Below are 12,007 nucleotides of genomic sequence, written 5' to 3' on the forward strand. Positions count from 1 at the left end.
CCTCTGTAGAATAGTGTCTAACAATTAATACTCATCTTCCGCCCATTCTGTAACAGGCAGAATTGAAATAGCAGCACCTGGTTCACTATTGGCAACTGTTTTGAGAGTCTCTGCCAGCCAGTAGAATAATTCACGGAATTTCAAACTATTGAGCAACTTAGGTGGTGTGTTTAAAGGAGCAATTTCTCCCAAGCTAATCATATCTGCTCCTTGAACAGCAACTACAAAAAAGTTGAGTTTATTCATTTCTACAGCTTGTCTTATACGCTGTGCCGATTTTTGCCAATTGTCAGTTGGGGGGCTACCTATAATCAAAAATACCCAGGGTTTTTTAGAATTCTGATAATTTTCTATTTCCTCTAATGCTAAGTCAATTCCTTTGCCTATGGTAGTTGTACCTTCGGCTTTCAGGGAAGATGGAACAAATTTATCCATACTGACAAATTCTTGAACTGTTCGTCCGTTACTATTACAGGTAATGATGGCTAACTCTATATTCTGGGATGTGTCAGTGTTGGGTTCAAATTCTCGTTTAAAAGAAGTAATTCCAGCATTTAAGGAATCTATACGCTGACCATACATTGAACTAGATGTATCCAATAGCAAGACGACTGGAATCTTAGGTTTAGCTGATAAACTTTTCTGTTCTTGGTTTTGGGAAAGATAATTTTTTGTGCCTGCAGTGGAAAGTAATGGTGTCGATGTTCCTGGATTAAGGCGATTTCTCAGTGCTTCTAAATGATCTAATTGCAATAACTGAAAATAATTTGATGTTGGATCTCCAGAACTACTATTGCCACTTCCAGTCATCATAATTTGAGGATAATTGATTTCCATTTGAGCCATTGCATCCGCCCATTTTCCTTGTGTTTCTATTTGGGTATAAAGTTCAGGACTAAGAGCATTAACCCTGGCACGAAAAGCATTTATATCTATTTCAGCAAATTTTTTCCTGCGATTTATTTCATCATCGGTATGCAGTTTATTTGCCTTTACTATTGCCTCCTGTTCCGCAAAATGAGCTTCGCCTTTCTTTTTAGCAATATATACGTCTGTCTCAGCCTGAGTTCGTTTTTCTAGAGCTTTTGTTTCTTCCTTTGTTTGAACCAGTTGTTGGTTTATTTCTTCAGTTCGTTTTTTTTCCTCAGCCAACTTAGCCTCTTCTTTAGTTTTGATTTGTTCTTGTTTTAAATCTTCTAATTCTTGCCTGCGTTTATCTAAATCCTCTGGTAAATCAATTGCATTAATATATGTGCCCTCTCCTTCCACACCATTTTTCTTAAGAACATCCTCAATATAAGCTTGAGCTGCATCTTGAGAATTAACTATTGTTTCTTGAAACTGAATCGCTGTTTTACCAGTAGCAGCTTGTTTAAAGTGACCTTCAACAACTCCGGTTAATACACGAACCACAAGATTTCTAATAGCCGGATATTTCTTAATAGTTTTACCATCATCCATTGTTATTTTTTCTACTTCTGCTACTTGCGCTCCAATTTGGCAAACCATCTTCGGTGCATTTTCAGGAGCAATACGAATCATCTGGGTAAACTGAACTTGGAATTCACGGCCATCGGATGAAGTTAGCTTCAATATTTTGAGCTTGGCGTCATAATTCAAAGGATGTTTTTCTTCATCTGACCAATTCAGTATGATTTGAGTAGTTGGCACTAACTGCACTTTTTTAATTCTGGTGTTAATAGGGTAGTCACCAACCAGAAGAGGTTTTTTTTCAACCCCCTGGTATCCTCCTGGAACTAATTGGTATGTAGATTTATTCTCATCAACAGATGTATTCTGATTATCATCATTTTTGTCATACTTTTTCCCAACATAAGAGATAACAACTCCCACCTCTTCATTCTCAATTCTAGTTATTGGTACTTGTTCAACTTCAACAAACCAAGGATTTAGTTTCCATTCTCCTTCTTTGATAACCTCTTCTTGTAATCCTATATATCCTCCTAAATCTAGGAATTTTTGTGCATTTTGATAATTATCATGTCCCTCAATGATCGGTCCGGCAATTACATCTTTAGGGAGTGTTTTCCCCACATTTGTTGTCACAATACCAATTTTACCAGAGCTAATTTTGTAAATTTTTAGTTTCTTTGGTTCTTCCTTATATTCATTGGCATTTGCCGTCGTAATGACAGTAAAAAAATCGGTATTTATTTTATAGTCACCTTCACTCAAAATAGCAAGTTGCTTACCTTTTTGTCCTCCATTTTTCAGAAATGCTTCAGCATCTTGAAAATTATTACATTCCACCACTTTACCTAATGTTTGTTCATCAGACTTAGAAGCTCCTTCGTTGGCAATTACCAGTCCTATTTCTCCTTGAGGAATCCTAATAATAGGAACTTTACGAATAGTGAATATTTCAGGATTAATGTAATAGGTTCCTGTTTCTAAAGTAGCAATTTGTTTACCTGCTTGCCCCCCATTATCAAAAAAGGCTTGTGCATCCTGAAAATTATTACAATCAACTTTCTTAGCAAAGTTTTTTCCCTCTTCTAGAGGCTTTCCATATTTTGTTTCTACTAACCCAATTTCTCCAGGACTAATTGTCGTAGCAGAGACTTTTTTAATCTTAAATATATCCGTGTTAATGTAATATTTACCTGCTCTTAGAGTAGCAAGTTGTTTACCAGCTTGACCCCCATTATCAAAGAAAGCTTGTGCATCCTGAAAATTATTACAATCAACTTTCTTAGCAAAGTTTTCTCCCTGTTCTAGAGGCTTTCCATCTTGCGTTTCTACTAAGCCTATTTCTTCTGCAGAAATATAAGTAATAGGAACTTTACAAATCCTAAATAGTTCGGTATTAATTTGATAGGTTCCTTCCGTTAAAATAGCAAGTTGGTTACCTCTCTGACCTCCTTTTCGGATAAACTCACTTCCATCCTGAAAGTCATCACAATCAACCACTTTTTCAAAGCTTTCTCCTGGTTTTAAAGAGACTCCATCTTTAGCTTCTACTAAACCTATTTCTTCTGTTCCAATTGATAATTGTTCGACTGGAGTAATCTTAAATAGGTCAGTATTAATTTTGTAAGTTCCTGGCAGTAAAATATCTATTTGTTTGCCAACTTGACCTCCATTATCAAAGAAGGCTTGCGCATCCTGAAAATTATTACAATTAACTTTATGACCAAAATTTTTACCAGGTTTTAAAGGAGAGCCATCTTGAGCTTCTACTAATCCTATTTGATGGGCTTCAATTCTAGTAACTTTAACTTTCCGACACTTAAACATTTCTGTATTGATTTGATAAGTACCATTGGTTAAAATTGCTCGTTGTTTGCCTATTTGACCTCCATTATTAAAAAAGCTTCTATATCTTGAAAGTTATTACAATCAACTACTTTCCCAAAGTTTTGTCCTAGTTCAAGAGGATTACCATCCTTAGCTTCTACTAATCCAATTTCTTCTTGACTAATACTTATAACTGGTACTCTAGTAATCGTATACTGCCCAGGAAAATATCCAAAATGCGGTCCTGGTTCAAGAATTTTAGCTTGAATGCCTGGTTCTCCATTCAAAGCAATAATTCGACCAGGAGGAAGGCGAAGGGAAAGATTTCGAGCCCATTTTTTGTTAACTATTCCAATTTCATTATTTTCAATCAAAATAAATCCAGTCAACTTCGGCATTTTAGTTCTCCAAACAAAGAAAATTAGGACATAAGTATTCAGGTGCTGGGGTTGACAAATAATTATATCTATGTATTTATCGCTTTCCAGAAACCTTTTAGTCTCATTTATAGATTTTTTTAGTATCCATTAGATACAGTTTTCAGTTCTGAAACACTGAATCTGGACAAAATGAAGAATAATGTAACCTCAAGACCTGAGTGCTTACATTAAGACAACACTACCTATGAGCACAATTACGAAAATTAGTATCATAATTTTTCCTAGTAAATCCTGCTATAACTAGGGTGAGAATGAAATTTTAAAAAGCTTCTGAGTTTCTGATGAGTTTCCGAGTAATTAGAGTTGAATAATTTATAATTTAAGGCTTTGATGGAGTAGTATCTTCATTGAGAAATACTATAAAAGTATCCTCTATCAATGTCTGTGTTTGAGATTTATTTGCCAAAATTAAAAGAAGTAATAGTAGCCATTATAAGGAAGATGGCTAATTTTCTTAGCATTAGCTGATATTTCATTTTTTGTTATTCATTAATAGGCTTGATTTACAAGTTTAAATAAACGCGGGAAAAGACACTTAAAAGTTTCTTGCCAGCTTCTCCAACTTATTTCGTTAGTATTTTGCTTTGGAAAGCTTAAAGAAGGAAGATGTCCTGGTTTTGCATTTCTAGAAAAATCCAAGTTATCATACCTTTCGATCCAGCTTCTCCCGTCAGACCAACCTACTCTTGTAGCAAATTTCTCTCGGTAAATTTTTAATTCAAATGGCTTCTGCTTTCCCCAACATTCATCCCAAATTTTTGCTTGAATACTAAAGCCGAAACGATCGTTACTGTATTCTAGCCAGAGTCGATCTATGGTTTTTAAGGCTTCATCAGGTATTTTGTTAATATCTTTTTGTTCTAACCATGTTATTCTTTCTCTATCGTTAGGAATTTCAATACTGTCAGCAATTTCCATCATTAATCTCATTGTTTCTAGATCGGCTTTTTTCCACTGTTCATTTGCTAGATATTCTTCTAAATTTTTATAGATTGGGTATAAAATTTGGTTAGTATTATCAGTAGACATCTCCGAAAATGCCGATTCGTGAACAGCAGTATCAGGATGTGAAGAGCTTTTCTGGAAATGTTTAGTTGAATTTTCTGGGGTAGGGGGATTACATTGAGAATTCTTTCTTAGTAATTGAGGTATTAAGTTCTTTGGTATTCCTGCTATCTCAATTGGAGGATATGGATGTTGATCTTCTCCTCCTACTGGTTTGGGGGGATAATTAGTTTTTTCTAGTTCTAATTTATCCCTAATTTCTTTTAACAAAGTAAAGCCTTTGTTTTCCTCATATAATTTACTAAAAATTTTTGATAATTCATCTAAACTTAGAGCTTCGCATCGACTTAAAAATTCAGGTATAATTACTGACAGAGGTTCATAGATATTCAAATTTGCAATATTAAACCCTCCCAGTTTTATAACATTTATCAACAGTCTGGGATTACTACCATAAAATCGTGAAAGTTTATTAATGATTTCTTCGTAAATATCTTCATTTTCACCGATTTTCCGTCTCTCTTTTAATCTCTTCTAGAATTTCTGGAAATGATAAACTAGCCATAAATATTGTCTCATCCCCCTATTTGATTAATAACTTGTTCTTGAAGTATTAAGCTTTTTTCCTTTAAACGTTTACTACCTTTATTTTTTTGACTTAAAGTATTAAATATTTGAAGTTGTTGCTTTAATTCCTGAGCAGAACACCTGGTTAAAAAGTCATAAATAATAACTGGTAAAGCTTCATTATGGCGAAGTTCTTCCACAGGAAAATTAGTAGAAATATGTCTTAAAAAAAGTCGGGAATCTGTCTTATAAAATTTGCAAAGCTCATCAGCTAAAACTTCATCTGTAATCAACCCACTTGTTTCTAACTTTTCCCGATATGGTTCCATCAAAAAAGGAAGGTTTTCTTCTAAATCTGGACTAGATAGTAATTTCCTGTTTTGAGCCAGAATAGAAAAACAAATTTCCATTCCCAAGATAAATTGTTCCCTTAATTCCTTTATATCGGTTCTAGCTTCAAATATTTCTCCAAGAGTTTCACGACTCACGTTTTGCACTTCGTTAATCATTGCATCTAATTCAGCTTGACGCTTTTCTGTTTGTTCATCTTCATAGAGACTAAGAACACCTTCAAAAGGAGCGGCTAGAGGACCAGCAAATACACGAACTGCCTTAGCTGAAGCTTTCAGATAGTTTACCATTATCAAATACCTAATTGTTTTAACTGTTTTATTCTCAATAATAACTATTATTTTTAGCTATTTATTTTCTTTAAATTTTCACATCTTTTCTCTTAAAATTTTCCCTTTTGAACCAGCCAACTTTAATTAGCCATAATATTGCGGGTGAACCTTGAGGAACAAATATATCAGAACCTATTTTCTGTTTTCTTTCACACCAGTAACATTTTCCATAACTTTTTGCATAATAATGTGCTGCCTCAGTAGAACAGAGACCTAAATTTTTTATCGCCTCATCAAGTGCCTTCACCCAGTCCTCTGCACTTGGTCGATTATTCGGATTATTATGTCCGTCATCAAAACATTGATAAAAACATTGTTGAAGTTGAAAATGTAAAATTTCTAAAGGCATTGATAGTTTTCCTGGACGGAGTTGAGAATTGATTCCATAGATCCAATTTCCCTCTTGGATTAGTTTGTTAATATTAGGTGGATTTCCCTCTCCTATCCATTGCCCAGAAAAAGGATGGTAGGCAAATAGTAAAAGCCAAATAATAACAGTTAAGGCAAAACGATCTTGAAGCTCAGAACGTGCCACATTTTGCACAACTTCTCCTAAATCTTCTGGTGCAGTATATTCTCCAGAAGTTACCGGACAGAGATAAGTTTTTCCCGTGTCTGAGTCAAAAACTTGAAATGAGTCTGTATCAATAATAGAAACAAATCCTTGCTCATTAACTAGCAGGTTATCTGGTTTTAGGTCACCAATTACATATTTTTGAGCGTGTAAATATTGGATTATTGATGCAAAAATCAAGGCGATTTGATGCAACTTGTACCAGGTAAATTTAGGAAAATTTTCTTTTCTTTTGCGAGGATTATAAGCATTAATTATTGGCAGACTTTTTTTGATTTCAGGCATAATAAATCCACAGCACTGATTATCAGAATCTATTAGTAAATCTTTTGGCCAAGCAATTGCAATACGATCGTCAGAAGAAAGATTTTGAGGTGAGCTTTTCAGCATTACCTTCAGTTTATTAACCTTTTCTCGGCTAATTGAATTATCATAAATTTTAGCTAGAAAACCTACCTTATTAGTTCGATAAATCTTGGCTTCTCCACCACGACCAATTTCTTGATGAAGCTCAATTCGCTCTTGATTATTTAGAGTTTGAATACTAACCATAATGCGAAGCAAAGTATATAGACATTTTTACCCGTGAGAAAAACTGTCATCCTTTTTTCCAATTTATTTACAAACATTATTTCTATGCTCGAACCTGTGCCCATCCATCAATAGGAGGCAAATTAATTTTGTCATCAACTTGACTTGTAGAAACTCTTGTCAACGAAGCAGAAAGCCAACTAAACAATTCTTGAAATTTTAATCCATCAAGCATAACGGGTGGAGTATTAGGATGAGCGATATTCCTGAGAAAATTCAGGTTAGCACCTTGAACTCCCACTATAAAAAAGCTAAGTTTTCGCTCGTCAACAGCTTTTTTCACAAGTTTAGCTGCTTCCTCCCATTTATCTGTGGGAATACCATCTGTAATTAAGAATACCCAAGGTTGATAATAGGAAATGCCGTATTCTTTATAGATAGATTTGCGAGCTTCTAGCTTATTAAGTGCTAAATCAATTCCTTCTCCCATAGCAGTTGAGCCAGATGCTATTAGTTTTGGTGGAATGAATTGGTCAATGGTAACAAAGTTTTGAACCATTTCCGCTGAATTATTAAAAGTGATAATGGCCACTTCAACCCTCAGAGATGCGATGGTATCCTTTTCAACTTCCTGTTTAAAAGCAGCTATTCCGCTATTTAATTTTTGAATTCGCTCCCCCGACATTGACTTAGATGTATCTAGAAGTAGGATAACTGGGCAGCGTGGTTCAGGATTGTCAGGAAAGTTAATGTCTTCTTCTAGAGTCATACTATTGATATCTCCTTACGCTAGTGAATTATCGTTTATTCATTAAGTAGCTGTGCCAAATTAATTGGATATAAATGTACCTAAAAAACTTGGTTCACAAGGGGTAAATATATAATCTCAGAACAAACTCAGAGACTTTCCTTTTCACTACAATAGTCTTGGGAAAGTTTCAGGGAAGTTTTTCCACTTAAACACCCAAACAGGGATTTTTTTACAAAAGTTAACGATTAGATGTTTAGTAGCTTGTGTATCTCCAAACTTTATTCTTTATACTAAATAGCATCCAATATAAAATCCCCATTTTGCCATCTCTTTTTTTGCCATCTCTTTGTTAGGATTTATTTAAAGAAGTTTTCTTTATTATACCAAAATGATAAATTCCTAAAATCAAGATATACTTGGAAGTTTCTTCAACTTCATAAACGCTGTAAAACAACAATTGAACGTTCCATAACAGGAATAGGAACCTCACCTTGATATTGCTTACCATTTTCCACAAAACGAGACTTACTCGTATCAACAATAACCATCCAATTTCTATCCTGAAACTTAGGAGGAATTGTAAACTCTATTAATTCATAATGAGCATTAAAAAAGATCATAAAACAATCATCAATAATCCTTTCCCCACGCTCGCCACTAGCAGGAATTTCCTCTCCATTTAAAAAGATACCAATAGATTTAGCAAAATCAATATTCCATTGTTCTTCAGTCATTTCTCCACCATCGGGATTATACCAACCTATATCACTCACATCCGAACCATGAATAGCACGACCTTCAAACCATTTACGTCTATGAAATACTGGATGTTGACAACGGAAATAAATTAATTGTCGAGTAAAATCTAATAAATCTGAATTTTCTACTTGTAAATTCCAATCCAACCAAGAAATTTCATTATCCTGACAATAGGCATTATTATTACCTTTTTGCGACCGCCCAAATTCATCTCCACCTAATAACATTGGTACGCCCTGAGACAACATTAAAGTCACCAAAAAATTACGCCTTTGACGGTTCCTTAAATCCAACACTTCTTGGTCGTCAGTTTCTCCTTCCTCTCCAGAATTCCAAGAACGATTATGTTCCTCTCCATCATTATTATCTTCCCCATTTGCCCCATTATGTTTTTCGTTATAACTAACTAAATCATTCAAAGTAAAACCATCATGAGCAGTTACAAAATTAATACTCGCATGAGGCAACCTACCATTAGAAGCATATAAGTCAGAACTACCCGTAAAACGATAAGCAAATTCAGCTAATGTTTCCTCTTCTCCTCGCCAAAAATCTCTAACTGCATCTCTATATTTACCATTCCATTCTGACCACAATAGAGGAAAATTACCAACTTGATAACCACCTTCTCCCACATCCCAAGGTTCAGCAATTAATTTCACATTGGAAATAACTGGGTCTTGATGAACAATATCAAAGAAAGCTGCCAAACTATCTACTTCATATAACTCTCGCGCCAAAGCAGAAGCTAGATCAAATCGAAAACCATCAACGTGCATTTCCGTCACCCAGTAGCGCAGACTATCCATAATTAACTTCAATATTTGGGGGTGACGAACATTGAGAGAATTACCACAACCAGTGAAGTCCATATAGTAGCGGGGGTCATCTTCTACTAGACGATAATAAGCAGCATTATCAATACCTCTAAAGGATAAAGTCGGACCGAAATGATTACCTTCTCCTGTATGGTTATAAACCACATCCAATATCACCTCAATACCAGCCTTATGTAAAGCCTTGACCATTTGTTTAAATTCTCGAACTTGTTCCCCTGCTTTACCACTAGAGCTATAACCACAGTAAGGAGCAAAATAATTAATCGAGTCATAACCCCAGTAATTAGATAATTCCTTATCAACTAAATGTCCTGGGTATCGGAGAAAATGATGAACTGGCATTAACTCTACTGCCGTAATACCTAGAGATTGGAGATAGGCGATCGCTTTTGGATGTGCCAACCCAGCATAAGTACCCCTCAGATTTTCTGGAATGTCAGGATGCAGTTTAGTAAACCCTCTGAGATGAATTTCATAAATTATTGTTTCGTGGTTGGCAATATTTAATAATTGGTCATTTCCCCAATCAAAACTTTCATCAATTACCACAGCCTTTGGCATTAGATGAGCATCATCATCTAAGGTGCAGGCTAAATCTTTTTCTGGGTCATCCCAAGAATAAGCAAATATTTCTTGACCATAGAGTATATCCCCATCAATTGCTTTTGCGTAAGGGTCAATTAGTAATTTATTGGCATTAAAACGATGACCTTGGGATGGTTCGTAGGGGCCATGTACTCGAAATCCATATCTTTGACCTGGACCTATACCTGGTACATAGCTATGCCAGACAAAGTTACTAACTTCTGTCAGAGTGAAGCGTGTTTCTTTATTTTGCTTGTCAAATAGGCAAAGTTCAACCTTAGTAGCATTTTCAGAGAATATAGCGAAGTTAGTGCCTTTACCATCCCAGGAAGCTCCTAGAGGATATGGTTTTCCAGGCCAAAGGGGTACATACATAGATAAATTGAGAATTCTCCAGAATTAGAGGGATTTTTTTATATTTATAACAGCAAACGGTGGGAGTTATCCAATGGGAGCCATCCATTGCGAGCCATCCAGTGCGAGCTTCTAGCTCGCCAGAATATAATTAAAATTGTCAGAATATAATTAAAATTGTCAGAATATAATTAAAATTGCCAGAACATTATCAAAATTGTCAGAACATTATCAAAATTGTCAGAACATTATCAAAATTGTCGCCTGGTTTGGTATTATTAATACGCGAGCAAGATGCTCGCACTAGGTAGCAAAAAATCACCATCAAATTCCCAGAATATAATTATTTTTTTACCGATTTGATATTATTAATACGCGAGCAAGATGCTCGCACTGGGTGGCAAAAAATCACCATCAAATTCCCAGGATATAATTAAAATTTATATCAATTTTGTATTATTAATACGCGAGTAATATGCTCGCACTGGGTGGCAAAAATCACCATCAAATTCCCAGGATATAATTAAAATTTATATCAATTTTGTATTATTAATACGCGAGTAATATGCTCGCACTGGGTGGCAAAAATCACCATCAAATTCCCAGGATATAATTAAAATTTATATCAATTTTGTATTATTAATACGCGAGCAAGATGCTCGCACTGGGTGGCAAAAATCACCATCAAAATTATGATAAAATCTCCAGAATTTCAATTTATAGAACCTACTTATTTCATCACGTTTGTCACCTGGGAAAGATCAGAATTAACCCCAGAAGCACGGGAAATTGTTTTAAATTCATTCCTATTTTTTCATCAACAAAGATATCAAATTTTTAGCGTCGTAATTATGCCAGATCATGTACATTGTTTAATCGTACCTTTTCTGAAAAAAGAATCAGAATATTGGTCAATTGGAAGTATTATACACAGCATTAAAGGCTATAGTGCCAAGGAAATTCCTAAAGTTATGAAGCACATTGGTAAAGTTTGGCAAGATGGCCGACACGAGAGATTAATTAAAAGTCAAAAAGAAATGATAGATGTCTGGAAATACATCAGACAAAACCCGGTCAAAGCTGAACTGGTAAATAAACCAGAAGAATATCCTTTTTTCTGGGAATTAGACAGAAATTTATCTCCATATTTTCAGAATAATTAAAATTCTTATCCAGGGCGAGCTACCCAGGGCGAGCATCTTGCTCGCCAGAACACAATTTCAATTTCCAGAACATAATTCAATTCCCAGAAGATAATTCAATTTCCCAGAATATAATTTCAATTTTCCAGAATATAATTTCATTTTCCCAGAATATAATTTCAATTTTCCCAGAATATAATTTCAATTCCCAGAACACAATTTCAATTTCCCAGAATATAATTCAATTCCCCAGAAGATAATTCAATTTTCCCAGAACATAATTTCAATTCCCCAGAACATAATTCAATTTCCAGAATATAATTTCAATTCCTAGAAAATAATTCCAATTCCTAGAAAATAATTCCAATTTCCAGAATATAATTTCAATTTCCCAGAACATAATTTCAATTCCCCCAGAACATAATTCAATTTCCCCAGAACATAATTCAATTTCCCCAGAACATAATTCAATTTCCCCAGAACATAATTTCAATTCCCCCAGAACATAATTCAATTTCC

8 protein-coding genes are annotated in these 12,007 nt (G+C 34.7%); 1 reads left to right on the plus strand and 7 read right to left on the minus strand.

Going from position 1 to position 12,007, the window contains the following annotated elements:
- Nucleotides 1-24: 24 nt before the first annotated feature.
- The 7 genes from SAGCYANO_RS41930 to glgX form a co-directional block, all read right to left on the minus strand.
- Nucleotides 25-3,258 carry an SPFH domain-containing protein gene (locus SAGCYANO_RS41930; protein WP_202225419.1) on the minus strand — a complete coding sequence of 1,078 codons (3,234 nt, stop codon included), beginning with the start codon at nucleotides 3,256-3,258 and terminating at the stop codon, nucleotides 25-27.
- Nucleotides 3,259-3,308: 50 nt separating this feature from the next.
- A complete protein-coding gene (locus SAGCYANO_RS41935; protein WP_202225420.1) occupies nucleotides 3,309-3,656 on the minus strand; it encodes a hypothetical protein in 348 nt (115 codons plus the stop codon).
- 531 nt (nucleotides 3,657-4,187) lie between these two features.
- Complete coding sequence (locus tag SAGCYANO_RS41940) at nucleotides 4,188-5,096, minus strand: GUN4 domain-containing protein (protein WP_202225421.1); 909 nt, start codon at nucleotides 5,094-5,096, stop codon at nucleotides 4,188-4,190.
- A 182-nt stretch (nucleotides 5,097-5,278) separates the two neighbouring features.
- On the minus strand, nucleotides 5,279-5,911 hold the full coding sequence (locus SAGCYANO_RS41945; RefSeq protein ID WP_202225422.1) for a hypothetical protein: 633 nt from the start codon (nucleotides 5,909-5,911) through the stop codon (nucleotides 5,279-5,281).
- 70 nt (nucleotides 5,912-5,981) lie between these two features.
- Nucleotides 5,982-7,079 carry a helix-hairpin-helix domain-containing protein gene (locus tag SAGCYANO_RS41950; RefSeq protein WP_202225423.1) on the minus strand — a complete coding sequence of 366 codons (1,098 nt, stop codon included), beginning with the start codon at nucleotides 7,077-7,079 and terminating at the stop codon, nucleotides 5,982-5,984.
- Between the two features lie 82 nt (nucleotides 7,080-7,161).
- Entirely contained in the window at nucleotides 7,162-7,827 is a 666-nt protein-coding gene (locus SAGCYANO_RS41955; RefSeq protein WP_202225424.1) for a VWA domain-containing protein, read from the minus strand.
- 416 nt (nucleotides 7,828-8,243) lie between these two features.
- Complete coding sequence (gene glgX / locus SAGCYANO_RS41960; protein WP_202225425.1) at nucleotides 8,244-10,367, minus strand: glycogen debranching protein GlgX; 2,124 nt, start codon at nucleotides 10,365-10,367, stop codon at nucleotides 8,244-8,246.
- Nucleotides 10,368-11,014: 647 nt separating this feature from the next.
- Here glgX and SAGCYANO_RS41965 point away from each other — a divergent pair.
- Nucleotides 11,015-11,509 carry a transposase gene (locus tag SAGCYANO_RS41965; protein WP_237397218.1) on the plus strand — a complete coding sequence of 165 codons (495 nt, stop codon included), beginning with the start codon at nucleotides 11,015-11,017 and terminating at the stop codon, nucleotides 11,507-11,509.
- The last annotated feature ends 498 nt before the right edge of the window (nucleotides 11,510-12,007 follow it).

The sequence above is a fragment of the Okeania sp. KiyG1 genome (assembly GCF_014132355.1).
Taxonomy (GTDB): domain Bacteria; phylum Cyanobacteriota; class Cyanobacteriia; order Cyanobacteriales; family Microcoleaceae; genus Okeania.